The organism is Pseudoalteromonas sp. TAB23 (genome assembly GCF_000498075.1).
In the GTDB taxonomy this organism is placed as follows: domain Bacteria; phylum Pseudomonadota; class Gammaproteobacteria; order Enterobacterales; family Alteromonadaceae; genus Pseudoalteromonas; species Pseudoalteromonas arctica.
Genome location: NZ_AUTP01000276.1, coordinates 1 through 26,569, shown reverse-complemented (window position 1 = coordinate 26,569; position 26,569 = coordinate 1). Strand labels below are relative to the sequence as shown.

Genomic DNA, 26,569 nt, shown 5'->3' with positions numbered 1-26,569 from the left:
TGGTTTTTAACCGATGCAACAAACCTATATAAACCGATGCAGTGAACCTATAGGTTATAATTGGCTATTTTCCCAGTTATCCACAGCTAATTTTTGTTATTTTTGATAAATACACTAGAAGACTGTATGTTTATTGAGCTTTTTGCATTTGTATTGATGTGTCAACCTTCGTCAACTGTTGTCAACAAGCTAAACCGATGCAATAAACCTATATACTAGCTTAAAACCGATGCAACAAACCTATATGTGGTTTTCAAACCGATGCAACAAACCTATAGTTATAAATCAATAACTTATATGAAAAAATAGATTTAAAACTCTTTTAGTATTCTATTTATTACGCTTAACTCGACTATATCTGGTAAAACCGAAGCTCTAAACCTATATGTTTTACTGTAAAAAGTTATATTCTAGCTAAGTATTACTATCGCCCATGCTTACTAGCTTTAACTGTGGGCAATCAATCGCATATCTCTTTTAGTCGCGATTACAGAACTCATCGATTTCCAACCGACTTCTTGTTTTAAGTGAGCTTTTTCTTTGGTTTGCCTTTATAACCTCTTTAACAAAGTCAGGGTGAGGAAATATAGTGTATTTAGCGTCTATGACTTTCTGCTTGCCTTGCAGTACTTTAACTTCTTCGTAATTCAAAATAACTTTATGCTTTTGCAGTGCGCTTAAAGCACTACGCATTGCTCTTAGGTTCTCCCCCATTTTTTTTGTAAGGCCACGAGGACTTTGTTCAAGAAAAGCTACTAAGTTTGGCTGATATGGATTTTTTTCGCTAGCTTGTGTCCAGTACTGAGCCATCCTTTTATAGAAAAACCTGGCTAAAGGGGATCTAATATCCATGCCGATTTGATAATTGTACTGTCGAAACGTTAGGTTCATTATCGACTCGTTTACTAGTGGGTTAAATTGAACGTAGCATTTAGCCCCGGTATTGTTTTCAATATCCTTCTTGGTTGTTAGTCCAAGTAAACCAAACAAACTGGAGTTAATAACTGATTCACCATCCTCTGAGTAGCACTCGATAATAGCGCCTCTACAAACAAATAAAGCTTCTTTAACCTCATCAATATTATAGGTGTGCCCCATGCGCTCAAGCTCTTTCATTAGCTCGTATAGTGTAAAGCTAACCCCCGCTTTAGAGTTGATATGAACACCTCTGCCGTTGACTGCAATCTTTCTCAAAGCATCTTCCACTAACTCTTCGCGTTGGCCCGCATATATTAGTACGGTTCTATCACCCTTATCTATAAGAGCTGGCCTTAGCTTCACTGTTAGTTTACTGCCTCTAATTGTGCATTGACGAATTATGCTAGCCGATTTCAGATCCTCATGCTCTCTTGTTTTACCCCATACGTACTTTGGGATAGCATCATAGATTTCAACGGTATTTGAGTAGTCCGGTCTTTGTTTTACTGGCATATCTAAGATGGAAAACATATCCATCTGTTGATTTTTTTGTATGTTTGTATCGATAGAAAGTTCTTTACTCAAACCTTGCCCTGTTATGTCATTGTTCTTAGCCATTGATAATTCCTACATAAACACTTTAGTTGCTAAGGCTAGAGTTCCAACAGCAATAGCGAGCGATATAATTATATTAGGTATGATTGACCTGTTGTTGCAATCTAGCTCTGTAAAATACATCGCCTCACGCTCAAACTTATCATGCGCAGCATTACCACGGTTGATTGAGCTTTGATTTTTTTGTTTCTTCCTTTTAAATGCTTTGCTTGCTTTGAATGAAGGGGAAGGCTTAATCAATGCCTCGCATTTTCCCAGTTTAGCCAATTCGGTAGCGGAAGTTGAGTTCATTTTCCTTCCTCATTGTTCTGAAAGCACATATTAACCACTTTATTGTATTCACGTAGGTTCTTTTTAATAGCAGATAGCAACGCAGAACGCTTTCGGAGAAGTGCATACCTATCTTCAACAGTGTTAATTTCTTCCTGAGCCCATTCTGGCTCTTTTTTAAATAAAGCCCTGCTATAACGATACCCGCTACCTTTAGGTATGTAAGTTGAATACACCTTTCTAGGCTTGCCTTCGCCTTCACCTGGCTTTGTTCTATTTTTAAACCATTCAAACTGCAGTGTACCCCTTAGGAACCTAACGCGTGTACCTACATAGCAATAGTTACTAGGATCGCCATCCTCTCTTGCTGATAGGCTAGCCTCCCAATAAGAGTCTGCTTGTTTACGAGCGTCTAAAGCAACTACTAGTATCTCATTTTGTACTAGCTCATCGAGCGTGCTAATAAAATCCCTAGATTCGCTTTCAAGCATTTCATCAGTAAATAAAAACCTTTCATCTTCAAATTCTCGATCAATTAAACGTTGCAATTTTTCTGTTTTTTCACTCATAATAAAACTCCATGGAACTACCCAATCACTTCCCAAACAACTATCTATCTGGGATTGTAATGCCTATATCCACAAAAGAGATATGCATGAAAATCTCTCTTCGTAGAAAAAGGGATTAATACTAAAAATCACTTATTTCTGGGATGTTAGTGCCAGATGTGTTTTCACTATAAAAATATGCATGGATAGAAATATAAAACCACTTATTTCTGGGATGTACTGTAATAAATTAGTCTAGCAAAAAAAATACAAGATGGAAACCTTGGTTTGATTCACTTATTTCTGGGATTTAACTTGAAAGTTACGTGAGTTCGCGCGCGTTTTTAATGCTTACAATGATATTGGCCATTTGGTTTAAGGTGGGTGTATTTAAAGGCTATCAATCTACTATCTAAGGGTAATAAAAGCTGAATGCCAACTTGATATCCATTAATAACCAGGTTTTAAAAGCTAAAAACCCCCTTAAACTACACAAAGGGCCCCCAAAAAGACCCTACGCACCCAAAAAAGGCAAATACACGCAGTAAGAGAGCATCATTGTGTTGGTAATATATGCCGAGAGTCTTTTTGAAGGGCTTTTGAAGCCCTTAATTATTGGAGAATGATATGTTTGTTATGGGTCTGGACATTGGGTACTCAAACCTTAAAGTTTCAATGGGAATTAAAGGGGAAACAATTAAAACAAAAATATTACCTGCTGGTGCTGGTAATGTAGATCTAATGCCGAGAAGTGTGGGTTCAGGTTTAGGGACTGACTTTTTACAAGTACTGATAAATGGGCAGAAGTGGGCTGCTGGGGTTGAGCCTGAACGACTGCAAGGTTGGGAGCGTGAGTTGCATAAAGACTATAAAAACACCGATGTATACCGTGCGCTCTTTTACGCAGCGTTACTGGTTTCTGAGCAAAGTGAGATAGATATGCTAGTTACAGGTCTACCAGTTGATCAAGCAATGAAAGATGAACAGCGACACGAGTTGGCAGCAATTCTAAAAGGGGAGCATCAAATAACTCCAAAGCGCAAAGTAACTGTTAAAGACGTTCTTATTGTTCCACAACCAGCCGGTGCCTATATGGATGTAGTTAATAGTGCGGTAGATGATGATGTGCTGGATGCTATACAAAATGGTAAAACAGTAGTAATTGATCCAGGCTATTATAGTGTTGACTGGGTTGCGCTGGTCGAAGGTGAGATTCACTACAAGTCATCTGGTACTAGTTTAAAGGCAATGTCTCGACTGATACAGGTAGCCAACGAGCTAATTCATGAAGATAATGGTGGAGCTCCAGGGATTGAAAAAATCGAAAAGGCAATTAGAACTGGAAAGGGTTATATATACCTTTTCGGTCAAAAAATTGAGTTGCAAGAGTACATGGAAAAAGCTTCGAACACTGTTTCACGCGAAGCCCTAACATCAATGAAAAAGACAATGCGTGATGATGGGATGGATGCCGATGTTGTTCTTTTGGCTGGTGGCGGTGCATCTTCTTATATTGCTGCAGCAAAAGAATTATTTTCAAAAAGTAGAATTATAGAGCTTGAAAACTCAGTGCTATCTAATTCAAGAGGTTTTTGGTATTGCGGTTAAGAATGATTGTATTTTTTATTGCGCTACATCGTTGCTATATAGGGGGTTGAGAATGGATAAAAGTTGGGATGGAAAGTTCTCAAATTTAAAAATTTCTAAGATGGCATTTCCGGAGCTCTACCAAGAGCTTAAGGATCTTCAACATAAAGAACGTGGTGATCGATTTAGAGTTTTGGCAATGCTAGGTCTTTATTCTTTGCATAATTTGAGCCACAATAAAAAAACATCTGCCTCTACGGAGGATGGACTATCCTCAACAGAATACTCTCCAAATCCTATTAAGGATGAAGTTGATAAGTTAAAAAAAACGAAACGTGAACTTAAGAATCGTTTACTTAATTCGATGGGGGATAATATTTAAGCCCAACATGAGAAAAGAATAATATGACTAGCTTCGAATTTAATAAAGATTCAGATAAGCAAACCAAAAGTGTTGATGGATTGACAGTCAATGATCGAAGGGATGTAGTGCTATCTGAACTAAAAAGGAAAAGCAAAATTAGGACAATTTTTAAGGAATGCCCTTCTTCTGAAATGGAGGAAATGCTTGTAAGGCTAAAGTCAGTTTATGAAGAAAAGCTTGCAGAAGAAGCTCTACATAAAGAAAAACAAGAGAAGCTACAAAGGAAAGCTCAAAATATTTTGATGGAAATGGAGGAGCAAGGAATTGATGTTGAGCTGTTGCGAGAGATGCAATTGAAGCAACAGTCATTAACAGCAGAGCTCCCAAAAGTTAAGTATATAAAAGATGGTGCAACCTGGTCGGGTTTAGGAAGAAGGCCAACTCCATTTAAAGGGTTGTCAGATTTTGAACTTGAAAAGTATAGGAAATACCCAACTTTAAAGGATTAAGCACACCCCCTCCTGTAATCGGAGGGGGTTATCCCAAATATACACCTTTAACTTTCAATTACTGCCAGTACCTCTAATTCATTACTCTTATGTTTGTTTCTGTTAGGCGGCTCATAACAAAATGGGCAACCAATCGCAGTACTTTGATGTATAGATGTGAAGTAACTACATTGACAATTAGGGCAAATATCAAACATCGCTTCATTTGATCTCAATTCTGAAGCGAGACACCATGCATCTGAAATGGTAAAGGTTACATTGCGTATAGTTGGCTCTACCAATACAAGTTCACATAAAACTGCCTGGTACATTCTGTAAGCTCTATCTAAAGCGTCAATTGATATAGATGTTGTAACTGATTCCCCTCCAACCTGCCTATAGAGCTGCATTAGTAGTGAAGCATGTATTTTAGATGCTTGATTTAGAAGCAGTGTCGCTCCACTTCTAGTCGTTCTAGTTGTTCTATTTTTTTCCAGCTTGAAACCATCCCTATCAATTTCTTCATAAAGCCTACGGACTTGTTTATCTGAAAGACCTGTTTCTATGATGATAATGCGTGTCACGTAACCCATCAAAGCCATCTGTCTTGCTTCAATCCAGCGTTTTAACCTCATTTTTGACCCCCTATTTTTTCAGAATAGGTGATTGATTGTTGGTATTTTGTATAAAAGTACCTAGCTTTGACTGGGCCTTGCTCGGTTGTAAGTAATGGGGCTAGAATTTTTGGGGAAAAACGCAAAGTAAATACAGTGCTTGTTATTGAAGCAAGGTGTCGCAGTTGGTTATCAGTGGCCTTACTGATTGCATGAGTTAAACCTGAGCACAAGCCAAAGGCTGCAGCCGCAATATAGTGATCTCTTTGCGCAATTTGTTTCAAAAGCAACCAGTAAGCTGTATCAAATTCAGCACCCTGCACCTGTGATAAACTAATGATAGGTACGTATTTTTCTTGTAGCTTATCTAAGATGATTTGGCTGTTAGTTTTCAATTGAAAACTAATTAGGACGCCAGATGCCAGGCGACTTAAATTTGCCTCTGTTGCCGTTGATAGAGCATTGATAGCTGCTTCAGGTAAAGAAAATTGAGCTCTAACTTTTTCAGGAAAACTTCTGGCTAATGATGCCATTAGCGCCCATAAAGTTAGGTCAAACTCGTATATGTTTTGGTCAGGCCGCTGCTCTGAAATTTGCAGTGCTCTCATATCTAAATCAGTTATCGTAATTTGTGGCATAACGATTCTCCTGAAGAGTTTTTATTTGATTATAAATTGAAAGCACTCGCCTACCATAAGCTCTTGAGCGTACGTGATCTTTCCAGTTGTGATAACGTCCAATGCCTAATTCAAGATCTCCTGAAGCAGATGCAATAGTTTCACTAAGGATTTGCGCTCCGGTATCTAGGTTTATTACAGGGTCTAGTAAATCGACAGGAGTTTTTACGCGGTGGCCGTGCCAAAAAAGGTTAATTTGCATTAAACCGATATCCACGGAAGTCTTACTACCTTTTTCTTTTAGTAACTGGGTTAAACGCGTGACTGCTTGGTTTTGGTTTAAAGCGTAGAATGGCTCTTTGATTGTTCTAAGAGTCCAAGGCCAAGGGGATATTTTTTCATTACCTCTACCTGACGCTGATTCTGCTAGTGCAACAGAATATAAAAGAATCGGATCTAAATTATAACGCTTAGCCGCAGACGCAAATTCAGTTCCTGATAAATCAAACGCACTTACTGAAAATGATGAAGAAGCAAATGTAAAAGCAATTGAAATTAATGTTAGTTTCATTATGCGCCCTTACTCAAGTTTTTCTGAGTGATTGGTATGATAATATTTCTGTTCCGGTCTGCATGTTGGTAACGCTCCGGCCAAATATCATTAGGAGCTTTACCTAAAGCATTTGAAATAACATACTCCCAACGAGGATTGCTACGAACTAGAGCGGTTGAAAGTGCTTGCCTTGAAACATCATGCTCTCTAGCTAGCTTAGCTATACTAATCCCTCTGATTTTTAACTGATATTTAATCCACTCCCTTCTTTTTTCAGTATCTTCAGGGATGTTGGCATCAACGATATTTCCATTATTCATTCTGCTTAACTCACTTTTTAATTCTTAATCAGTAAATAGAATTTCCGGCTCATTTGCTATGTGCAAAATAGGAACAGTAAAACTCTATATCAACAATTTAAAAACTGCAATGTTTAAATATAATAAACTGCGTTATGTGTTTGCCATAAAGTGCGTTTTACATTTGAGTAGTAAAACGCACCATCCGCTAGGCTTGCGGGCTAGAAGCTATTAAGAAGGTGGTTTATTGACTGTGTTATGTTTTTTAGTGTTTATAAGTTTTAATAAACTTCATTTTTAATTGTTAGTAAATTGCGTTTTATATATTTTAAACGCGGTTAAAATTTAGGGGATAATAAAAATAAATAGAAATATTAATGCTCGTGATTAGGCCATTAATTTAATGAGTAAATGTTCAGTAGAGATTTTGGGAGTGTTAGCTGTATGCTAATTGATAGACGTTTTCAATAGGCTACACTTTTGAATAGATAGGTGTATGAATTTAAGGGTAATAACTTCAGTTGAAGGGGGAAGGACGCCTTACAACGTTCTCCTTATTACATGATATTGACGAATAGGGATGTAGTCAACACTGTAAAGAGGTGACAACTACTGAAAATTGTAATGATATGTAACTAAGTTTCAAATTAATGGTTAGTAATAAATGATGGTATTATTGTTGTGGCAAAACTTTCACATGTGAAAGTTTTGCCACTAGCCTGGGTTGCATTATTTTAGTTGGTGTTATAATTGAGGTATAAGATAAATAAGGAGGTCATAATGATTGATAATAAAATAAATAAGCTTGCTGGTAAAAACCTTGCTGTATATTGTGCTCTGTTATTATTAATGCTGGTAGGTGTTCTTACATCTAATTTCAATCCAGTTATGGTAGCTGTGCTTTCGGCCTCCTTAGTAATTTTTATTGCCTTCAAAGCGTTAAATGTAGTGAGAAAAAGCGTGCTGGCAGTTGGTTTTCTTCTCTTTGGATTAGGTGTCTTAGAAATTCATTTAGGTTTTGATAAGGGGTTGCCTGTTTTTTGGGTTGCCGGGTTGGCTCTAACCTTATTTTGTGTTGCGTATGCTTTTTTCAAGGCTCTTAAAGGGGTGATTAAAGGGTTTATTTCTCCTAGCGTTAATCCTGTAGGATTAGAACCAATGAGTCATTCCTATAGCTCTGCATCCGGGAGCAGTAAAGAACACCCAATTGATGATGATGACAGTTTTGATTGGGGTATGAATGGCCGTGGCGGCATAAATCCAATACATAAAGAAGATGACCCTCACGGACTATGGATGTAAATATTAAAAAAGGCAGTTAATAACTGCCTTTTTTATTTTTATAAAATCACATGACCCCTGTACCGTTTCTCCCAGTAGTATTGTTGTAGTGGGCTATGCCACTAAGGTATGCACCAGATTGCTCAGAGCCAGCGCGAGCTGATTCTGTGATGGTGTTAGTTAAGTAATCAACAAACTCTTGATTTTGCTCGCTAAGCACTGGGGCTCCAGACTCATCCCTAATAATTGCGCCGGTTTCATCTCTTTCAGCGTAGCTAGATGCTAGGTTCTGGATTGCTGCCTGGCGCTCAGGACTGTCACTGAATGTGTTTTGATCAAAAGAATGTGCGTACACTTGAGCTTGCTCATCATTTAACCCTCTTGTTCTAGCTTCTTCGTAAAAGTCATTTCTAAAGTCTGTTCCAAAGTTATTTTCAAACTCCTTTACAGCAGCGTCACCCCCAGTGTCGTATGCGTGAGTCATAGCAGATTGATACACCAATCCTTTTTCTTCTAATGACATATTTTTAAGGTCGCTAAAGCCTATATCACCATTAACTAGCTCCATACCTGCTGCAGCTGCTCCCATAATTGAACGTCCAGCTGTTGAAAGCCCAGATAGTACTGAACCACCTATTCCAGAAGCTTCCATTGCAGCATCGTCCAAGCGCGCCGCCTCCATAACTTCTCTTCTTAGTTCAGGGTTATTTTCCATCTCTGCTACCCTTTGGTCAAAATTCGCAGAAGCTACGGTAAGCCCTTCGCTGCCAGCCTTGAAGATACTTTGACCTAAATTACTAGCCTCTTCCATTCTTCTGCTAACCCAGCCACCTGCATTCTCAACGCCACCATAAAACTCGGCGGCACCCATTCGACTGTATTCAGGCCCATTATTCATCAGTTTTTGACGAGCAGGCATTTCAGCCGCCTGATTCCGTTCGGATTGCCAGTCTCCGGCTTGATTTGCAACAGTCGCTGAGTTTTCACTTCCTTCGCTTGAAATAACAGGAGGTATATCTTTGCTGGTTACAGGGTTTGTATGCTCAGGATAGCCATTGGCAGGCATTGTTATACTGTTCGCAGGGGCCGNTAGCCGATGTTATTTCACCAGCTAAACGGTCATTATTAACTGTTTTAATATCTGAGTTATCGTTATATCCACCAGCATTTCCTGTTGCAAGCCCTAAGCTTTTACCTACAGCCCCTAACGCTGCGTTAAAGTTATTCTGATATTGTGTATCGCTTGTCCCCTCATGATTATTTGAATTTTGTAATGCTTTCACCCTGGCAGCTGCAAGAGCCGAGTTATTATCTAAACCATACCCACCTTCTGTTGATGGTGCGCTATATCGCTGATAAAGTTCTTGTGCTTCTCGCTTGGTTTCTGCGCTAACTCCACCACTATTCCAATAATTATTTAAATCGGACATAGCTTCATTGTTTCCCGCAACTTGTGAGCCCACATCACGGAGTCTGAGGTTATTCAAACTTCCATACTGATTATTTAAAGAGCTTGCTTCAGCAAATGATTCGCTAGTGCTGTTTAGTTTTTGTGAAGCGTTAGTGAGCGCCATAGTTTCGCTTTTACCTAAGCTTTTACTTAAAGATTCAGTGTTGCCTGTAGATATAGCTCGCGCCAAATTATTTGAAACTTGTGACTGCTCCTGCTGACTAAATCTAAGAGCGTCGGATATTGCATTGCTTTCACCTGAAGCAGTTGTTCTAGTGTCTGATGTTTCTTTATTCGCAGCCGCTGAAACCTTAACATCACCCCCTATATCAGCATCAACTTTTCCAGATTTAGATTTGCCTTGCATGTTGTTAACTGAATTTGATTTGCTTCTACTTGCCTTTGAGCCCGGGCTTGCATTCTCTGATGTTTTTTGTGGCGTTGTTTGTGTCTCTTTTTCACCTTGCGAATTTTGCTCAGATATTTGTGAAAGTAAGCTAGTACCCGCTTTAGCGGAAATAGCCCCAGACGCAACTGCTGATACAATACCTTTCACAGCATCTGAGTGTTGTGAGCCAATAGAGGTGTTTTCCATTATTTGATTGGCTCTTTCATTAACGATACCTTCAGACTTCCCATACATAGCAGAGTGAGTTCTACCAATAGAGGCTGCTTTATCATAACTTTGAGAACTCATAGTACCGCTTGAAAAGTTAGCCCCAAGGGATTGTGAAAAGCTCTGTTGTGCCTGAGACATACTTTGTTTCGCTGAAGAGGTCATGTTACTCAAACCTGAACCGAATGAAATAGATCCCATTAAACCCGCTGCACCAGATGACGCCATACCTGTTACATCGTTATACTCGTTAGATGCAGCAGACTGTGCAATAGGGCCATTAGATATTAAATCTTTGCTTTGAATTTTTTCATCGATATGATCTTTACCGCTAATTCTACCTGCTAGACTTGTGAGCGCGTAGGTTGATCCTGTAACCACAAATAGAGATATTATAGGCGTTGCTGCTGCCAGCATTCCGCCTGTAGCTATCCAGTGTTGTAATTGGTCTGCTCCAGCATTCAATGCATAAATGGAAGTGAAGTCACTACCAAGGCTTGCCATCTCTTTGTTAGCTGCAGTGTGGATATATAAGTTAATTATAGACATTACCGGCATCCATAATTGTATCCAAAGTAGTGTTTGAAAATACTTTGCTGCTAATCCAATACCAAAACTACCTAAAACTATAAGGAACCCCATTAGCGGGGTTATAGCGTATACAAATCCCTCGAAGAAGGTCATCATTGGTCGTACTATTGTCAGAAACATGGATTGTTCAGCTGCCCATTGGGTATTCCTTTGCTGGATTGCTTGGTTAATCATTGTTGCGGAAGCCATATCTTGAAAATCAGCATAACGACCTTGTGCAGCTTCATAATATATTGGTTCTAAAACCGCTGCAGTTAGATACTCTGTTCCGGCAGTAGCAGTGACACCTAAAACACCCAAAGAGTTAGTTACGTATGCTTGCCCGGAACTACCGGTGTATGTGTTATCAATACCAAGAACGTTTAGGATAGCATCGGACATAGGAGCACTATTAATAGCTTGATTGGTTTTGGACACTAATAATGGATAAGCTTCAGAACATGTATAATCTTCACCACCAGTGGTTCCCACATAAAGCCGAGTACCGTAAAGGTCAGAGTTAAACCTTAGAGCGTCAGGGAGTTTTTGGCTCATTATGCTATCTAGCGACTTTTCCTTAAGATCAATTGCAGTTAAAGCGCACTCTCGAATGTAGTTATTCCAGGATAATCGCATATCAGCATCACCACCTGTAGCCATATTCATAGCTGTATACACAGGTGTTGAAGAAACACCTCGCCGGGTGTTATTTATTATTTGCAATGATTCAGCAAAGTGGGTTTCTGTCACGTAAGGTACAATAACTCCATAACCTTGTTCAAAAAGGCTGGTAATGTTATACCCAATTGATGAGATAATCCCACCGGCAGCCCCTACACCAATAGGGACATTATCAACCACTCGGACTTGACCCGAAAACGAGTCCTCTATAACGACAGTGGTAGTAGGTATAAAAAATGCGGCATACAAGATGTACCCAACAAAAATTTGATGGTAATTAATTTCTTTTACACCTTGAAAAACGCTTTGGACAAAAATCAAAATAACACCAAGTAACAACCCTACGCTTACCATTTTTTCAAATGACGCCATAGATGTAACCATGGCAACGGCCATTAAGATTTGCTCTAAGAAGGCGGCATCACCGGTTGAATAGATTTCAAACATAACTTACTCCTGAGATGCCTTATTCGTTGTTAAATTACTTAGTGTGTATCTTTGCTTTCTAATATTGTTAAGTAGAGTGTTGTAGTGCTCTATTAAAAAAGCTACATCACCATATTGTGAACGCAATTCTCTGAAGTCATTACGAACCTTGCTTTGAGATTTGCCAACAACTTCAAAAGCCGCGCTTTGGTGGGGGGATTTAGATTGACTCACCACAAGAGTTACTGCTCTAAAAAGCTCTTCGGTGGTTGTATAAACCATAGTTAGAGCAATGGCATTAGAAGCTTTAAGTGCAAAAATCCTTGCTGCATCTTCTGAAAGAATGGCTAAGTTTCTTACAATTGTACCGGCACCTGAGGGAAGACTCGAAACAAAGGCTTTTTCTTGATCACTTAATGTACCTTGGTTTCTTGCATACTTGGTAATGATACCAGGGGTTGAAGAAGTACCTAAAAGCATATCTTCAACTTTTCTACCCAACCCTTTCAATGTTAATGTTACATCAGTAGGGTTCAAGCATTTATCGTTAGTATCACACTTGTATACCTTAACTGAACCACCTTCTAAAATAGCTCCAAGTAAGTCAGGTTTAGCCGGTTTAGTTATTAGTGGCATTATTTTTTCAGCATCAGCAGGATCGCCGGTGTGCGCGGGGTCAACTTCAGGAGGGTGCTTAATGATAGTACCTGTCAGGCTCATCATTGTTTCTAAAAGCGCATCATCGCCGTAGGTAAACCACGACTTAGCATTTTGTTTTCTAAGTTGTTGCCATACAATATTCCCAATCAACTCAGATCTTAGCAACTCATCTTCTCCAAGCAAAGACTCAGGTGATTTACCTGACTCAACTTCCTCCCTAGAACTGAACATGTCTGTAACTAACCCCTTGCCTGTTGCAAGAATAGAGGCATCTGTTTTGCCTTTCAACTCGAATGAAGAGGTTGCATCGTTAACAATCCCTTGAGCTAGTTGGCAAGAGTTACCTAAGTGCTGATTTAAAGCCTGAATTTTCTTTTGAAAAGACTCAATATGTTTTGAACAGTCAGGACATACGTTATCGAGTGCCAGCTGAAATGCATACCCTTTAGCATTTGCGGCAACCTGCCGAAGAAGCTGCACTATCTGTTGGGATGATACATAACTGAACGAACCATTGAACATATCAATACCTCCACAGCCTCCTTTCCATGAGGGTGGAGCGAAGCTGATTAAATTTTCATTGAATATTTTAGTTTTTTCAGTGTAACGCCCCCCAGATAAAACCCCTCGCCTTTGTGTTTTAAACACACCTGGTGAGGTTGTGTTACTCATGCTGCCAAATATACTGTCAAGTTCATCCTGTAGTCCGGCATGACTTAAGCTGGGGAAGGTTAAGGCTGAAACAGCAAGCGTAACGGCCACTGCTGTTTTTTTCATTCTCTTATTCCAATAAATCCAATGGTTCATACTAATTATCCTCGTAAAGTTTTTGCTTTATGAACTCGGCCAGCTTTTCTGGGGGTATAAAGTTTGTTTCTTGATTGTTTGTATCTTTAGCTATGTTAGATAACTCGTAAGATTGCTCATCTAAAAGCGCAGCTATATTGCTATCTAAATTCATTATTGGTTTGGTTTTATTAAACTGTTCTTCAGTTATCCATCCGCGACGTTTTGCAACTAGAATTATTCTATGTTTGATATCAGCTAAAGAAAGAACGCCTTGAGCTATAGGTTCTATCTCATGGTTCTCAGAAACTAAGTAGAGCGCCGGGTATGTATTTACTCCAAGCTTAGCGGCTTGACCATCATCTACTTTGTAGTGTGGGAAAATATCATTAGGAAGAGGTTTGCCATCTACCGAAATTGGTAAAATAGTAAAACCATCTCTAGCTGCTAACATTTTCAAAATTGGTGCTTGAGTCCGGCTAGTTCCAGAGTCTGAGCGGAAGAAAAAGAAGATCCCAGCTTTTTTGGCGATACTTTGAGCTAGTGAGTCTTTTTCTCGCCCAGCGGAGCGGTCAAGCTTTTGAGAGGCAAATGTAGCAGATGGACGTCTGCTTTCTTCATCTAAGAATGGATCACCCACAACGGCAAGTTCAGTCGTATCAGCAAACTGTTCACTTCTATCCATCGCATACCGTTGGAGGTACATGTAAACTCTAACATTTTCGATTGTAGGGTTATCCCAGGCTTTATCTTTGTATTTTGGTAGATTTTCCCTGAACCATGCAGATGAAAACACATCTGGGCCTTTGGCTTGGGATGGCTTAGGCGGGCTCTGCTCTTCTTGTTTTTGTGGTGCCGGCGCTATTAAAGGCTTTGTTATTTCCGGTTCAGGTTCTTCTACCGGGATTTCTTCTTTGTACCAGAACCAGCCTTCAGCTTTACGATCATAAAAACGTGAATTTGCATCACTATCTTGTGAAAGTACTGATGGTGATAAAGTAGATAGCCCTAGCGCAAATAAAAATGTTTTATTAACTCTCAACATAAGTCCAATACATAGTTCATGGGGATAGTATTGAATGTTACTGGATATGTAATGAACAGTAGGCACGTAGAGCAGCCCAAAAAGGGGCAATACAGCCTTCTAAGTGAAAATTTATTGAGTACCTAGCTTTAAACGCCTTCTTAATACTGGCTGCATTATTGGAGTAGTTTTATTTTAGGGGTTGGTATCTTTGTTCACTCGGTCGGGTGTATGTTCCTACCTTACATCACCTCGGTGTATCCCAGGCAATGTTAAGTCTTGTAAAATTGAGTTATGCTAAGAAGAGAGCCAATGAGTATTTAGTAATTAATCATAATGACAAAAATTTCATATTTTCAACCTGCTTTATCCAAAGAAATTTGGTTTTATATCGAGAGCCATTTTCACGGTGCTAAGTACGTAGCTCAACGTTGTGGAATTACAATTAAGTCTTTGCGTGAGCTAGTGTTCAACGACAATTTAGATCTTGATTATTTAGAGCATGTACTCTTCCTCTGTGGTGCAAAATACGCAATATCAATCACTGAGGAGCTATTTATACAGCCTGATTACAGTGTTTGCTTAGGAAGTTTTCGCCACTGCAAAGGACGACAATCGATACGTAGTTTTATTCCATTTTTAAATGAGGTTAGCGGGGGTGGTGATATAAATGATGGTGATTTCCTAACGACAATAAAATTCAAAGATAGAGTGTTTGTTTTATCCCACCAGCAATACCAGCATACTCATATAATAGAAGTTCACCCTTGCTGCAAAGGCCTCGATAATATTGAGGCTTTGCTAGATAAAAACTTATGTAATTATCAAACACAAAACAACCTTTCGCCACTAAGCCTCAAGGTGCTAGAAACAAAAATCATATCATTTGATGACATTGTAAATAGGCATGATTACTATAAAACGGTATCTAATTTACATTATTGGGCAAATCATTTGGAGCGAAAATCAGATATACAGCCTAACCTAAGTAGAACATTGGCGTTCTGAAAACACCTCAATAGTCACCCCGCCAAAGGAGCCGATAACTTCTGATGCCACTTTATCAGAGCGTATTTTTCTTTGTGATTTAGCATCAAAATCAGTTAAAGACTTAAGTTTAAGCTCATTACTTTGAATTATGATTATTGGCATTGGTGCCGTCACTGTTTTTGCTCCAGCATCAAAGCATATATTCGCTGCGGGTTGTACGCGAACCTGCCGACGTATCCTAAGTAGCTCCCCAGGAGTTTGTTTAATTCTATTGATCAATTGCTCAAGAGGGACGCGGTATTCTGGGCCCGATTTATCAAATTCCTCTTCAATTTTAAGTAAAAGGTCTTTTTTAACCGGCTTAGATAGCGAATCTTTTCTTTGCCAGGCAAAACGAATTGAATGAATATTTTGCTCATAATAGCACCGAATATGCCTATATAGGTGCATGGTCATAATGCCAGGGCACTCTGCGCGAAGCGCTTCAAACCGGTCTTGCCTTGTTTCATACGTTTGAATTATATGGTTTTCGATATCAGTTTTTGCTGAGTTTATTTTATCCACCAGCTCAGGGATAGTAATGCTTGTTGGGTTTTGGGTAGGGGAGAGCCAAATAACGCCCACAGTGCGCCGCGCTGATTTTTGTGAATAGCCTGGTTGTATATAAAGGTCTTGGTAGCACGATGCCGCGAGCTCAACAGCCTTATGTCCGGTATGTTCTTCTGCTGCAATATATTTAACCGGTTCACTTTCCATTCCCTTTGAGGTACAGGGTAGTGGGTAGGCAAGAGCGGCTAATGGTTGCGTATGTGTGAGAATTGTATTGAGAGAACGGATATTGTTTTTTAACTCATCAAACCGATCCGCGATAAAAGGCATGGCATGCACTCGATATTTGTAGTGATAGAACAAATTACAGTTAATAGGTTAAGACTAGACCATCATGCAATATAATGGAAGTTAACCATGTAATTCTTTTAATATTAACTTTTGTGGTACTACTTTGGCTGGCCTCGCCCTGAGATTAGAATGAGAAAGAGAGAGAAAAAGAGAGATAAAATAGAAAAGGCAATGAGGTTGGCTGAGAAGAAGCTCGGGGTTAAGGGGGTGTTATTAGAAACCCTTAAATGCATGATGGTCTAGATGAGCCTTACCACTTAAATCCGTATCCGCGTCAATGTCTCTTTGATTTCCAATATCTTCAAAAGTCCAACCTTTACGGTTTGCTATTTGTTTGAAAACGGAAAATTTTTTACCTATCAAATATGTCTTGTTGATTAGTTTTCAATTGTTTTAAATCACTGGATTTTGAAGTAGGTTATTGACCTGTTCTATTTACTTTAGCCAACATCTGGTGTTTGTACACCGCATTTCAACGGTTGTTTCAATTAGTGGGTATACATCCAATAAGGTATTTTGATTAAAAATAGGCTCATTGTTAAATGTCCAGCGTTAGGTTAGTTAAAGAGTGATCCCTAATTACTCTAAAGTCGCTTATCCTGAGTAGCTAGCCCCCCCTCAGCACCACCTAAGGTAAAAGCAATGGCTAACACAACACCATTTAAAACTCTTACCCAACTTCCTGGCAGCCTTAAAAGCTAATAAATTATATGTTTAACAAGTATTAATGCATTTAATGGCAACATGACTAACTAGTCCTAATGCGATAAACTATTAAACATTTTGAACTTATGATTTAAAGTAGGGATGCAGTGGAATTGAAGTAACGGGAAAATGATTAGCTATGAAAATAGGATATAACACTAAGTATAGGAAAAGTTTTATTTAAAACTTCATCCAAAAATAAGCCACTGTACGAAGATACCCGCCCCAACAATCATTGCAATAACAAGACCTATTACAAATCCACGCATAGCAAGTAGAACAAATAATAATGCATGAAACACTTGGAATACCCGCGCCCAAACCCCCTCTTTAAACGATAAACCAAACCACTCTTCTGTCACATACTCATTAAAAACGTCACGAATAGAATCCTTATTTATTCTTCTTTAGGAGGAGTATATCAACTAAAAAAATCTACACACAAAAAGACTTACCCTAAGGTACTCGTGGATAAACCTTAAAATAAAGATATACACCTTGTGGGGAAGCCTAAATAAAGACTAAATTTAGTCTTTTATTATTCTCATGCTATAATTTAAGTAAGCAGTTGAATACTTCGTGCTTAATTTGGAACAAATAAAAAGGTGAATACCATGAGAGTTGAGACTATCAGCTACCTAAAGAAAAATGCGGCTACTTTAACACTTGATGAGCCTATGATTATAACTCAGAACGGAATCCCATCGTTTGTTATTGAGTCATTTGCAGAGAAGAAAAGAAGAGATGAAGCGGTCGCTTTATTGAAGCTTTTATCATTCTCTGTAGAAGATTCAAAAAACAACAGAGTTATGTCTAGTGCTTCATTCAAGAAACGATTAGCCAATCGTAAACTTGAAGCGGAGAAAATAAATAATGACGCAAAAATTTGAGATTGAATACACCGAATCATTTTATAAGACAACGGAAAACCTAATCAATCATCTATCATACTACTCAACTGAAATAGAAGTTATTAGTAAAATAGAGAAAATAATAGATGACTTTGAGGAAAGAATAAAACGAGCACCGGAATCTTGCCAAATATCACCGCCTCTAATGCAAGAGCTTGGAATTAAAACATGGAGAGAGTACAACAAAGGCGGCATTCGAATACTATACCGCGTCATAAAAGATGAAAGTAAAGTAGTGGCTGATGTATTTTTATCACAAAAACAAGATATAGAAAGGGCCCTGACAGACTACTGTCTGATGCATATTTAAGAACTTTTTTATTTTCTTGCGCCCTAACAGGCGCGCGAAAAAGGATGTCGGCTGATCCTCTAAACGATGTATTGCTCCCCAGAAGTGCTATTGGCCTTTATGTTCTACAATATTTTTTGTAAAACAGCTCTAATATTTCTCTTGTTTCATGGTCTTCTCGTTGAAGTGGTTTTGTTATTTTGGCATACATTTGAATCAAAAGACGATTGAATATAATGGTGGCGTGGTGTCCTGTCATTTTCAAACAATTCAACCCCTGCATGAAAACATATTGCATCATTTTCTCCTGGAGAATTACTTACAAGTGATTCTACTATTTTTTTATATTCATTTTGCCTAAACGCTAGTCTGCCCTCTGAATTCAAAGCTTCCCATTGTGTATTTCTTTGCTGTAAAGCCTCGGTAATCCCCCCATTTTTAATGGAGGCTATCTGTAGAATCTTCGTTGTTCAACTTTTCCAGTTTTTGTATGGGGGTTATGCCACCTATCCCCATGTTAGGCCGTTCATTATTATAAGTCCATAACCAATCGGTTGCTTTATCTTGTAACTCACTAATATCTCTGTAAATATAATGACTTAGCCAGTCGTAACGAACCGTTCGGTTGAAGCGCTCTATATAGGCATTTTGCTGCGGGTTACCGGGTTGAATAAACCGTAATTCGATATCATTATTTAACGCCCATTGCGCTAGCTGCTTGCTAATATATTCAGGCCCATTATCACATCTGATAGCTTTGGGTTTACCACGCCACTCTATAATTTGATTTAACGAGCGGATCACACGTTCAGCAGGAAGTGATAAATCAGCGTCAATAGTCAGCCCTTCACGATTAAAGTCATCAATGACATTAAACAATCGACATGCTCTGCCATCCGCTAATTGATCATGCATAAAATCCATTGACCAACATTCATTGATGGTTTCTGGTACTGCCAATAGCTCAGGCTTATCTCTATTTAAGCGTTTCCTTGGCTTGATCCGCAAATTTAACACAAGATCACGGTAAATGCGGTAAACTCGCTTGTGATTCCACTTGTGCTTTTTTACATTACGCAAATATAAAAAACATAATCCAAATGTCGGAAGACAATAATTATAAATAGTTCGTTACATGTAACTGTAGCTAACCTTATGTTTTATATAACTTTGTTTAAGGTTACACTTTTGGATGTTTTTAACTATCTCAAAAGTAACCTTAATTTGAAATTATTACCATTAAATTCAGGCAATTAGCTGTATATTAGTTGCGTTACATTGTTATTGTCCGCACGAGCATTGCTCAGAGCCATGTTTTTTCGTATTAACGTAGCATTTTGTGATTGAACTTTAGCGAGCATAGCTTTCAATTCTGCCACCTCAGACCGCAACTCTCGATTGCGGTCTTTGTATTTATTAAGTTCAGTTTGTTTGGCATCACGTTGCTGTCGAATGTCTTTGTTTACACCGCCTTTAATACGCTCTAATAGTTCAGGGCAATCACGGTGAATCAATGCTCGACTTACACCTGCTTCTTCGGCAACGGCAGCGACACTCATTTTACGTTTATGAGAAACAGTATTTGGACGACCTTTTTCGATTCGAACAATGGCAAGTCGAACCGCTTTATGTGTCGCTTTTTCTTTCTGGTTAGACATTTATCACCTCGATATCCTTTCTCTCGTTAATCTCTTGCTTCATAGCTTCAACATCAATACCCAATGCCACTAGAACCTTTTCACAGCGTTCCATGCCTTTTTTTACCGCCGCTCTACCAGCTTCACCAATATCATCCAATTGCATCAGTTTCATTTGCTGCACTAGCATTCCCTCCCAATAAGGCAGGTGTCGCTTATCTACAATGCCGCTTTCACAGCTATCAGGCTTACCACACTTACACTCATCATCATTGGTGCACCACCCAATACCTGTTGAGCGAATTGGTATGGAGCTAGAGTATGCCTTTGCCATAGCACTAAGAGAGCCAAAAGATTTAATTAACTCTTTATCCTCACGGACCTTCATGATGTTTTGAGCTATGTCGCCACCAGTGATAGGCGTGTCTAGTTCAAACCAATCTTGCTTAATTTCTTCTTCAACCAGATATTTCTCTCGAAGCATTTCTTCAAACAATTCAGCATCCAAAGCATCATTAAAGGCATACAAAGTGGTCATGGTAATTGACCAATGTTTAAAGTGATCTTTTAATGCTCTCAAGTCACCTAATTCAGAGTGAACCGCATAATTAGCAAAGGTACGTCTGAATTGGTGCGCTGATAGGTTCCAATTACTCCCTATCTGTTCACATAAGTTTGGCAACCTAGCGTTAGTCATTGCCACCCCTGACAATAGGTAAATTGCGTTTCCTTTTCCCAGGTTTTTCGATAGGCAGATGTGGTTTGATATTTCCTCAAGTCGATGTGCTTCCACATGATCGTTGCTTGCTTTCGCTTTTAGTAAATCACACTCAAGTTGATCTTGAAGTGGAGCGCTCAAACGGCCAAGAATATCAATCGCTTCCGTGGCTATCCTTGGCGCAATCCACTCAGCTAACCCTGTATGTGTTTTCTCAGAGACAGTTTCGATGTGGTAGTAAGTGGTGTCACCTTTCGTTTCAGAGCGATACGCATCACGCTTAATGCCTAATATTTCATGGATACGCATACCCGTTGTGAGTAACAGCCAGAAGATACAGCTATCTCGCAGTAGCAATGTTTCTCTCTTTTTTGACGATTTCAGAATTTCATCAGCTTTATCTAGGTATGATTTAGTAAACTGGCACAGCGGAATTAGCACTTTATTTGGAATAATGGGGGTCTTACCTTTGGTAATGGCTTCCCGATACGCTTCACCAACATACCCTGCTTGCTCATTAGCGGTTGATTGAGGCCAAGGATGCTCTTTGACAAAATCAAACTCTTTGCAGTGGTAATAAAGGTCTTCTAGAATGCGGAATCTATCCACCTTGGTGACTGCTGTCAGTGGTTTAGTCTCGCCTTTTCGTTTTGAGTGCAGGGTATTTACATGCCTAACGTAGGCATTTGAGGTAAAAGCTGTCAGCCCATGTGTAACTGTAGTATCTGAACTTAAAACCCACTGAAAATAACTTTTCAACTTGTCCAATGTTTTCACAAGAGTATTAAGAGCTAACCCCTTTTTGAATTTGCTCCAGATTACCCACTTTGCCATGCGCTTCATTTGAGTATCATCAATCGTAGAAAAAGTAAGGTTTAATGCACTTGCTATAGTTGCTTTCGTACCTTTACTAGCAGGAAACACCCATACATCTTCCTCAAATCGAGATAGCGTTTGGTATTCACCATTGGCGAGTTTAATGTAGGTCACGATACCCGTTAGAGAGCCATCAATGACTTGCTCAAGCGCACTGGTGCTTGGCTTTGGACATTGCTGAATTGCAAACTCAGCTTGTGTGAGTATTAACTCAATTGAACTCATTGCGTCACCTTCAACATATCAAGGTTTTGCCAGTACGGATGTGGATTAGATCTTGCCCGTTCTTTTTCAGTCTCTACACGCTGTAGCTGGCCAAGCTTAGCAAATTCAGGGACAACTTCTTCATCTACGATTCTTAGAACATTTTTTAAATGACGCTTCCAGTCTTTACGACCAAACTCGTCACGGCTTCGAATAATCGCCCAATAAAAACTAAAGAGTTTATACAAATCATCACCTGTAATAACGAAGCTTTTACAGCGGAAGCAGCCTAAAAAGTCATTACAGAACGAGCCATTTTTCGGTGCTTTATCGCCATTCTTAGGGTCTTTACAATGCCCTACAGGGACGCTTGGCTCTGCGCACGTTAGCTCTTTAACTCGTATCTCACCCATTAAGCCCAAGTTGCGCTTTGATTGCTCGGGAGCTTGCAGGTAGTGGTCAAGCGTTCCTGTCCCACTGTGTTTGGCTTGCCGCGCAGCAATTAACAAACTCTCACCACTCAGCTCATAAATACCATTGATGAACGTCTTGCGAAAACGGCTTACATTAAGTTTCATCGTTCGACCATCTTCATCTCTTAAGTCGTACTCTTTGATGAATTTTTTGATGTTATATCTAAGCAGCCTTTCTGCTAGAGAGGAGGCCGTACCTCTCTCGGCACCTATGTGGGCAACTCTAGACTCATAGACAAATAACAAGTCGGAATCGATAGACTTTCTCACTTGGCTATTACGCTCAATGATAGCCTCAATAAGATAAGCCACATCAAGCTTTATTCCTTGCACTACTTCAAGTTCCTGTGATTTTCGTAAATTGTGCAATTGCGTGGAGTTGCCTCTTTTTTTGAATACGGTTAAGAGCTTGCGGCAATCTTTAAGTGGGTGGTCGGTCAATGAGTCGGTAGTCATATTGAGAAGCGGAGATGTGTTGATGCCTGTCTGAATCGCCACAGCTAACAAACACAGTGTTAACTGATAACCTGTTAGTGGTTCGGTCTTTTGATAAATCGGCTTAATTGCTTGTTTTAGCGCAACCACCACCTGCCTTTTTTCATGGGGAGTCAGTGGTTTCTCGCCCTTTGCACGTTTACTTGAATTTGGAAATGGGCTCTTAGGAAAGAAATCACTGTTTAGGTTTATGTCATCAATGACTGACCAATAGCCCTTGTCCCTCATGTGTATCAGCATTGACTTGAGATGAGTGTAGTAACCTTTTAGGGTGTTATACCCTAACTCACAACCTCTAAGGTGCAGTAAATATTGCTCGATCAACTCTGGCGTAATGTCATCTTGTGTTAAGTCCTCACCCGCTGAATACCTAAATAATGTAAGGTATTCAGCGAAATGGAAAAAACCATTTTTAAAATAACCTTTTTGAGTTTCCTCGCTAAGAGCATCGGTATTTTTCAGCAGAGCTTTTGCGGTGTAGTACACTCGATTTGTAATGTCGTCATAACCTTTGCCATAGAAACGAGTAAAATTGACGTTAGAACCATTGCCACCTTTTGAACCGATATTCGGGTAATTCACTACAGGGTTGATTGGTCGGACTATTTCTCGATTTTGAGCAGTGTCAGTTGTTGACTCTACTGCCGATGTTTTCTTTAGCTTGTCTTTGTTAATAGACAGTTTTTTTCTTTGTCTCGCCATATTTCACCTACACAATCGCATCAATCTGTTGTTGATACTCAATCGACAAGTCATCGACCAAATCATTAACCAAATGTAAATATTTCATCGTGGGGTTCTAGGGATTTTCCCCTCTAAAGTAACATAAATCGCCATACTCACCATATTTAAAGGCATACAAAGGTGGGTTACTTCTCCAAAGTATGGCAAATTATGAGGTTAACAACCCCTTAAACTTAATTTAATTCCTATGGCTATAAAAAACGAACTATCAATTCTTACCAAAGCTGAGCAGCTTGATCTATATTCTCCGCCGCTATTATCACTTGAACAACAACGATTGTATTTTACGCCAAACGAGATCGAGTTAACAGAGTTGAAAAGTATTCGCCTAAGGAACCACCGATGCTATTTCATTGCGTTATTAGGGTATTTTAAGTCTAAGCCTGTGATTCTTTCACCTAGCTTTAACCTCATCTTTGACGATATGCAGTTTATTTCAACGCAAGTTCAAGGAGGCAAAGGGATCAGGCCTTTCAGCATTAATAAGATGCAGCGTGACCGTATATATCAAAGAATACTGAGGTTATTAAACTATCAGAAATGGGACGAAAGTCTGCACTTTGCGCCGCTGTACGAACATCTTGTTATGGTCGGCAAAGCTTGGCTTGAGCCTCGTTATCTATTCGATGCAGCCGCTGAATATCTAGCAACGCATAGAATTGCCATCCCTAAATATACTGTCTTACAAAAGCTTATCAGTCGTGTTATCCAACAGGTCAAGAAGGCGTTAAATAATAAGCTTCGTATTCATGTTTCATCTGAACTACACGGATTTCTAAATACTATTATCGATGACAAAGATGGGCTCTCCTTAAGCCAGCTTCGAGCCGGTGCAAAAAGCGTTATGGTGACAGAGCTAAAAAAAGAACTGACGGTGTATCATCAGTTACAGCCTTATACAAGACAGATTGATAATGCTGTTAAGGGCTTAGCCTTATCGTCTAAAAACCAACAACACTTCGGTGAAATGGTGGATTATTATGGCAGTAAACTAAAACGCTTTAAGCGTCCACAGCAACACCTATGGTTGCTGTGTTTTCTGACTCAACGCATACGGCAAAGCCTAGAGCGATTGGCTGATGGGTTTATTCATCATATCCGTAAACAACAAGAAGCTGCGCATGCGTTTGCCCAACAGGCAGTGTTTGACTCATGGAGGTCAGCTGCAGACAATGTCACCAAAGCCGCAGAATTACTGCATCTGTTTGTTGATGACAGTATCGACGATAATCAACCATTTGCAACGGTTAGGCAACAAGCATTAAGTGTAATGAATAACCAAGATATAGAAACGCTATGCCTGTACTTAAAAAAGCAAAAACGCACGGTAGAAGAATATCAATGGCAATATTATGATGATCAAAACGGGTTAATTGAGCAGTTATTAAGGCCCGTGTTTCTATGTCTTGAATGCCAAGCAGGTAAAGGCTCAGAAGCATTAGTGACCCAGCTCAAAACCACAAAAACAGAACTATTAGCAGGTAATACATTGCAAACAATGGATAGTACACTTATCCAACAAAAACATCGTCCATGGTTAATTAACAAGGATGTTGTTCATCCACAGCGATACGAATGGTTGCTTTACCGTCAACTGGCTTCTCGGCTTAATGGTCGAATTTACTTATCAAACGTCACTAAATATCGTGCGCTAGAAGACGACTTAATTGCATCGTCAATACAGCCTGATCTATTGGCATCATCAACATTGGAAAAGCTAAAGCAGCCGATTCAGAAGCTACTGCAAGTAAAACAAATACGCTTAACAACATCCCTAGAAGATGTTGCTCGTCACATTGATAATGGTGATAACCGCAATGTGATCATGAAGAGCCGAAGTGGCACACGATGGCGACTGCCAGTTAAAGGCTCCCAATCACTTGTCAACAACCCTTTCTTTAAACAAATGATCCCCGTCAGTATTGCTGATGTGTTGCGTTATGTTGAACAAGAAACCAACTTTATGCAATGCTTCGCACACGTGCTGCCAATACAAAAACAAGTAGGCGCCAATCAGGATGATTTATTGGCTATTCTAATTGCGAATGCGACACATCGCGGCGTATATGGGATGGCACAAATATCTGATCGCAGTTATGAGCATCTAAGCACTATACAAGCTAATTATATTAGGCCTGAAACCTTGCAAGAGGCTAGTGATATCATCAATAACGCAGTAGCGGCACTCCCTATTTTCCGCCACTATCACATCCAAGAAGACGTCCTGCACGCCAGTACCGATGGGCAAAAATTTGAAACTCACCTTGAGACTTTTAAAACTCGCTACTCCTCGAAATACTTCGGCACCAACAAAGGTATTACGGCCATGACGTTAGTTGCCAATCATAGTGCGTTAAATGCCCGTATCATAGGATCTAATGAGCATGAGTCCCATTATATTTACGACTTACTACAATCTAATACTAGTGATCTTAAGCCAGATGTCCTCTCAACCGACACCCATGGTGTTAATCATGTTAATTATGCCTTATTGGATTTATGCGGTTATAGTTTTGCGCCTAGGTATGCTCAGTTCACCAGTGTGATCAATGACCTATTTAACGTAACTGAAAGCGACGACGGAAACACGCATCTGGCGCTGAAAAAGCCGATAAAAATGAATGTGATTGAAGAAGGCTGGCAGGATATTCAGCGTATTGTGTTATCCCTTCAAGAAAAACGCACAACACAGGCATTGCTAGTACGCAAATTATCTGGTTATCCATCTAGACACCCTATATTACAAGCATTAACGGAATATAATAGGCTCATCAAAGCCCAATATTTACTTGATTATATTGATGATGCAAGTCTGCGCCAATATGTTCAACGAGCACTGAACCGAGGCGAAGCCTGGCATTTCCTCAGGCGAGCTATTGCATCGGTCAATCGTGACCAGTTCCGTGGAAAAAACGAATCAGAAATAGTCGTCTGGAACGAGTGTGCCCGTTTGACGGCAAATGCTATTATCTACTTTAACTCGATGATCCTAAGTCATCTATTACTGCACTTTGAAGAAGTTGGTGACGAGGAAAAAGCAGCAATAACTCGACAAGTATCACCCGTTGCATGGCAGAACATTAATCTGAGCGGCACTTATCAGTTCGCTAGTAACCGCAAACTACCTGATTTACAGGAAATAACTAGGCCTATTGTTGAAAATGAAGTCTAAAATGAAAGGTAACCCAGCTCCACAAGCCATTAACTGCGAGGGTTGTGGCGATTTATGTTACTTTAGAGGGGAAAATCCCTAGAACCCC

General features: G+C 39.5%; 24 protein-coding genes and 1 pseudogene. 8 read left to right on the top strand and 17 right to left on the bottom strand.

Annotation, left to right across the window (positions count from 1 at the left end):
- Positions 1-477: 477 nt before the first annotated feature.
- The 3 genes from L654_RS0116715 to mobI are packed head-to-tail and all read right to left on the bottom strand — an operon-like array spanning position 478 to position 2,372.
- Positions 478-1,536: a hypothetical protein gene (locus L654_RS0116715; RefSeq protein WP_024608515.1), complete on the bottom strand. Its 1,059-nt coding sequence runs from the start codon at positions 1,534-1,536 to the stop codon at positions 478-480.
- 9 nt (positions 1,537-1,545) lie between these two features.
- Positions 1,546-1,824, bottom strand: coding sequence for a hypothetical protein (locus tag L654_RS01000000126290; protein ID WP_024608514.1), 279 nt, complete (start codon positions 1,822-1,824; stop codon positions 1,546-1,548).
- A complete protein-coding gene (gene mobI / locus L654_RS0116705) occupies positions 1,821-2,372 on the bottom strand; it encodes a conjugative transfer protein MobI(A/C) (protein WP_024608513.1) in 552 nt (183 codons plus the stop codon). Before mobI ends, L654_RS01000000126290 begins: the two co-directional genes overlap by 4 nt.
- 606 nt (positions 2,373-2,978) lie before the next feature.
- On the opposite strand from mobI, the gene L654_RS0116700 reads away from it, so the two are divergent.
- From L654_RS0116700 to L654_RS0116690, 3 genes are read left to right on the top strand one after another with little or no spacing between them, the layout of a single operon-like run.
- Positions 2,979-3,959, top strand: coding sequence for a ParM/StbA family protein (locus L654_RS0116700; protein WP_024608512.1), 981 nt, complete (start codon positions 2,979-2,981; stop codon positions 3,957-3,959).
- Positions 3,960-4,011: 52 nt separating this feature from the next.
- On the top strand, positions 4,012-4,320 hold the full coding sequence (locus L654_RS0116695; RefSeq protein ID WP_024608511.1) for a hypothetical protein: 309 nt from the start codon (positions 4,012-4,014) through the stop codon (positions 4,318-4,320).
- Positions 4,321-4,343: 23 nt separating this feature from the next.
- Positions 4,344-4,811 carry an H-NS family nucleoid-associated regulatory protein gene (locus tag L654_RS0116690; RefSeq protein ID WP_024608510.1) on the top strand — a complete coding sequence of 156 codons (468 nt, stop codon included), beginning with the start codon at positions 4,344-4,346 and terminating at the stop codon, positions 4,809-4,811.
- A gap of 47 nt (positions 4,812-4,858) precedes the next feature.
- On the opposite strand, the gene L654_RS0116685 is transcribed toward L654_RS0116690, so the two are convergent.
- The 4 genes from L654_RS0116685 to L654_RS01000000126285 form a co-directional block, all read right to left on the bottom strand.
- Positions 4,859-5,425, bottom strand: coding sequence for a FlhC family transcriptional regulator (locus tag L654_RS0116685; RefSeq protein ID WP_050582311.1), 567 nt, complete (start codon positions 5,423-5,425; stop codon positions 4,859-4,861).
- Positions 5,422-5,937 (bottom strand): flagellar transcriptional regulator FlhD, encoded by a 516-nt coding sequence (locus L654_RS0116680; RefSeq protein WP_158001148.1) that lies wholly within the window; start codon positions 5,935-5,937, stop codon positions 5,422-5,424. The genes L654_RS0116685 and L654_RS0116680 overlap by 4 nt, the downstream gene beginning before the upstream one ends.
- A gap of 82 nt (positions 5,938-6,019) precedes the next feature.
- Entirely contained in the window at positions 6,020-6,592 is a 573-nt protein-coding gene (locus tag L654_RS0116675; protein ID WP_024608507.1) for a lytic transglycosylase domain-containing protein, read from the bottom strand.
- A complete protein-coding gene (locus L654_RS01000000126285; protein WP_024608506.1) occupies positions 6,592-6,894 on the bottom strand; it encodes a helix-turn-helix domain-containing protein in 303 nt (100 codons plus the stop codon). Before L654_RS01000000126285 ends, L654_RS0116675 begins: the two co-directional genes overlap by 1 nt.
- Positions 6,895-7,653: 759 nt before the next feature.
- Here L654_RS01000000126285 and L654_RS0116665 point away from each other — a divergent pair.
- Positions 7,654-8,175, top strand: a complete 522-nt coding sequence (locus L654_RS0116665; RefSeq protein ID WP_024608505.1) for a hypothetical protein — start codon at positions 7,654-7,656, stop codon at positions 8,173-8,175.
- A gap of 46 nt (positions 8,176-8,221) precedes the next feature.
- On the opposite strand, the gene L654_RS1000000127560 is transcribed toward L654_RS0116665, so the two are convergent.
- The 4 genes from L654_RS1000000127560 to traF all read right to left on the bottom strand — a co-directional run bounded on the left by L654_RS1000000127560 (position 8,222) and on the right by traF (position 14,388).
- A complete protein-coding gene (locus L654_RS1000000127560; RefSeq protein WP_029753655.1) occupies positions 8,222-9,220 on the bottom strand; it encodes a hypothetical protein in 999 nt (332 codons plus the stop codon).
- Positions 9,198-11,918 (bottom strand): conjugal transfer protein TraG N-terminal domain-containing protein, encoded by a 2,721-nt coding sequence (locus L654_RS01000000126280; protein WP_050582310.1) that lies wholly within the window; start codon positions 11,916-11,918, stop codon positions 9,198-9,200. The genes L654_RS1000000127560 and L654_RS01000000126280 overlap by 23 nt, the downstream gene beginning before the upstream one ends.
- Before the next feature lie 3 nt (positions 11,919-11,921).
- The gene (locus L654_RS0116650) at positions 11,922-13,364 is read right to left on the bottom strand and encodes a conjugal transfer protein TraH (protein ID WP_050582309.1); all 1,443 of its coding nucleotides are present in this window, start codon (positions 13,362-13,364) and stop codon (positions 11,922-11,924) included.
- A gap of 1 nt (position 13,365) precedes the next feature.
- A complete protein-coding gene (gene traF / locus L654_RS01000000126275) occupies positions 13,366-14,388 on the bottom strand; it encodes a conjugal transfer protein TraF (protein WP_024608503.1) in 1,023 nt (340 codons plus the stop codon).
- Positions 14,389-14,703: 315 nt separating this feature from the next.
- Here traF and L654_RS0116640 point away from each other — a divergent pair, with 315 nt between their 5' ends.
- Positions 14,704-15,375, top strand: coding sequence for a hypothetical protein (locus tag L654_RS0116640; RefSeq protein WP_024608502.1), 672 nt, complete (start codon positions 14,704-14,706; stop codon positions 15,373-15,375).
- Here L654_RS0116640 and L654_RS0116635 read toward each other — a convergent pair.
- Both L654_RS0116635 and L654_RS1000000128000 read right to left on the bottom strand, forming a co-directional pair.
- Positions 15,352-16,236: a DNA replication terminus site-binding protein gene (locus L654_RS0116635; protein WP_024608501.1), complete on the bottom strand. Its 885-nt coding sequence runs from the start codon at positions 16,234-16,236 to the stop codon at positions 15,352-15,354. The genes L654_RS0116640 and L654_RS0116635 overlap by 24 nt on opposite strands.
- A gap of 914 nt (positions 16,237-17,150) precedes the next feature.
- On the bottom strand, positions 17,151-17,324 hold the full coding sequence (locus L654_RS1000000128000) for a hypothetical protein (protein ID WP_158001147.1): 174 nt from the start codon (positions 17,322-17,324) through the stop codon (positions 17,151-17,153).
- Between the two features lie 252 nt (positions 17,325-17,576).
- Between L654_RS1000000128000 and L654_RS0116620 the strand changes: the two genes are divergently transcribed.
- Entirely contained in the window at positions 17,577-17,852 is a 276-nt protein-coding gene (locus L654_RS0116620) for a prevent-host-death protein (RefSeq protein WP_024608500.1), read from the top strand.
- On the top strand, positions 17,836-18,183 hold the full coding sequence (locus L654_RS0116615) for a type II toxin-antitoxin system RelE/ParE family toxin (RefSeq protein ID WP_024608499.1): 348 nt from the start codon (positions 17,836-17,838) through the stop codon (positions 18,181-18,183). Before L654_RS0116620 ends, L654_RS0116615 begins: the two co-directional genes overlap by 17 nt.
- A gap of 417 nt (positions 18,184-18,600) precedes the next feature.
- Here the strand turns inward: L654_RS0116615 and L654_RS0116605 are convergent.
- From L654_RS0116605 to L654_RS0116590, 4 genes and pseudogenes are all read right to left on the bottom strand, one after another.
- A pseudogene (locus L654_RS0116605) lies at positions 18,601-19,263 on the bottom strand (IS3 family transposase); the annotation flags it as partial.
- Between the two features lie 152 nt (positions 19,264-19,415).
- Positions 19,416-19,820 (bottom strand): hypothetical protein, encoded by a 405-nt coding sequence (locus L654_RS0116600; RefSeq protein WP_024592037.1) that lies wholly within the window; start codon positions 19,818-19,820, stop codon positions 19,416-19,418.
- Positions 19,813-21,618 carry a tyrosine-type recombinase/integrase gene (locus tag L654_RS0116595; RefSeq protein ID WP_024608498.1) on the bottom strand — a complete coding sequence of 602 codons (1,806 nt, stop codon included), beginning with the start codon at positions 21,616-21,618 and terminating at the stop codon, positions 19,813-19,815. Before L654_RS0116595 ends, L654_RS0116600 begins: the two co-directional genes overlap by 8 nt.
- A complete protein-coding gene (locus tag L654_RS0116590) occupies positions 21,615-23,267 on the bottom strand; it encodes a phage integrase SAM-like domain-containing protein (protein ID WP_024608497.1) in 1,653 nt (550 codons plus the stop codon). The genes L654_RS0116595 and L654_RS0116590 overlap by 4 nt, the downstream gene beginning before the upstream one ends.
- Before the next feature lie 229 nt (positions 23,268-23,496).
- Between L654_RS0116590 and L654_RS0116585 the strand changes: the two genes are divergently transcribed.
- Entirely contained in the window at positions 23,497-26,481 is a 2,985-nt protein-coding gene (locus L654_RS0116585) for a Tn3-like element ISKox2 family transposase (RefSeq protein ID WP_008126957.1), read from the top strand.
- The last annotated feature ends 88 nt before the right edge of the window (positions 26,482-26,569 follow it).

What these genes read in the sequence shown, in the direction of transcription:
- L654_RS0116715 (WP_024608515.1), bottom strand. Translation starts at nt 1,536, where the DNA reads ATGGCTAAGAACAATGACATAACAGGGCAAGGTTTGAGTAAAGAACTT.
- L654_RS01000000126290 (WP_024608514.1), bottom strand. Translation starts at nt 1,824, where the DNA reads ATGAACTCAACTTCCGCTACCGAATTGGCTAAACTGGGAAAATGCGAG.
- mobI (WP_024608513.1), bottom strand. Translation starts at nt 2,372, where the DNA reads ATGAGTGAAAAAACAGAAAAATTGCAACGTTTAATTGATCGAGAATTT.
- L654_RS0116700 (WP_024608512.1), top strand. Translation starts at nt 2,979, where the DNA reads ATGTTTGTTATGGGTCTGGACATTGGGTACTCAAACCTTAAAGTTTCA.
- L654_RS0116695 (WP_024608511.1), top strand. Translation starts at nt 4,012, where the DNA reads ATGGATAAAAGTTGGGATGGAAAGTTCTCAAATTTAAAAATTTCTAAG.
- L654_RS0116690 (WP_024608510.1), top strand. Translation starts at nt 4,344, where the DNA reads ATGACTAGCTTCGAATTTAATAAAGATTCAGATAAGCAAACCAAAAGT.
- L654_RS0116685 (WP_050582311.1), bottom strand. Translation starts at nt 5,425, where the DNA reads ATGAGGTTAAAACGCTGGATTGAAGCAAGACAGATGGCTTTGATGGGT.
- L654_RS0116680 (WP_158001148.1), bottom strand. Translation starts at nt 5,937, where the DNA reads ATGGCATCATTAGCCAGAAGTTTTCCTGAAAAAGTTAGAGCTCAATTT.
- L654_RS0116675 (WP_024608507.1), bottom strand. Translation starts at nt 6,592, where the DNA reads ATGAAACTAACATTAATTTCAATTGCTTTTACATTTGCTTCTTCATCA.
- L654_RS01000000126285 (WP_024608506.1), bottom strand. Translation starts at nt 6,894, where the DNA reads ATGAATAATGGAAATATCGTTGATGCCAACATCCCTGAAGATACTGAA.
- L654_RS0116665 (WP_024608505.1), top strand. Translation starts at nt 7,654, where the DNA reads ATGATTGATAATAAAATAAATAAGCTTGCTGGTAAAAACCTTGCTGTA.
- L654_RS1000000127560 (WP_029753655.1), bottom strand. Translation starts at nt 9,220, where the DNA reads ATGCCTGCCAATGGCTATCCTGAGCATACAAACCCTGTAACCAGCAAA.
- L654_RS0116650 (WP_050582309.1), bottom strand. Translation starts at nt 13,364, where the DNA reads ATGAACCATTGGATTTATTGGAATAAGAGAATGAAAAAAACAGCAGTG.
- traF (WP_024608503.1), bottom strand. Translation starts at nt 14,388, where the DNA reads ATGTTGAGAGTTAATAAAACATTTTTATTTGCGCTAGGGCTATCTACT.
- L654_RS0116640 (WP_024608502.1), top strand. Translation starts at nt 14,704, where the DNA reads ATGACAAAAATTTCATATTTTCAACCTGCTTTATCCAAAGAAATTTGG.
- L654_RS0116635 (WP_024608501.1), bottom strand. Translation starts at nt 16,236, where the DNA reads ATGCCTTTTATCGCGGATCGGTTTGATGAGTTAAAAAACAATATCCGT.
- L654_RS0116620 (WP_024608500.1), top strand. Translation starts at nt 17,577, where the DNA reads ATGAGAGTTGAGACTATCAGCTACCTAAAGAAAAATGCGGCTACTTTA.
- L654_RS0116615 (WP_024608499.1), top strand. Translation starts at nt 17,836, where the DNA reads ATGACGCAAAAATTTGAGATTGAATACACCGAATCATTTTATAAGACA.
- L654_RS0116600 (WP_024592037.1), bottom strand. Translation starts at nt 19,820, where the DNA reads ATGTCTAACCAGAAAGAAAAAGCGACACATAAAGCGGTTCGACTTGCC.
- L654_RS0116595 (WP_024608498.1), bottom strand. Translation starts at nt 21,618, where the DNA reads ATGAGTTCAATTGAGTTAATACTCACACAAGCTGAGTTTGCAATTCAG.
- L654_RS0116590 (WP_024608497.1), bottom strand. Translation starts at nt 23,267, where the DNA reads ATGGCGAGACAAAGAAAAAAACTGTCTATTAACAAAGACAAGCTAAAG.
- L654_RS0116585 (WP_008126957.1), top strand. Translation starts at nt 23,497, where the DNA reads ATGGCTATAAAAAACGAACTATCAATTCTTACCAAAGCTGAGCAGCTT.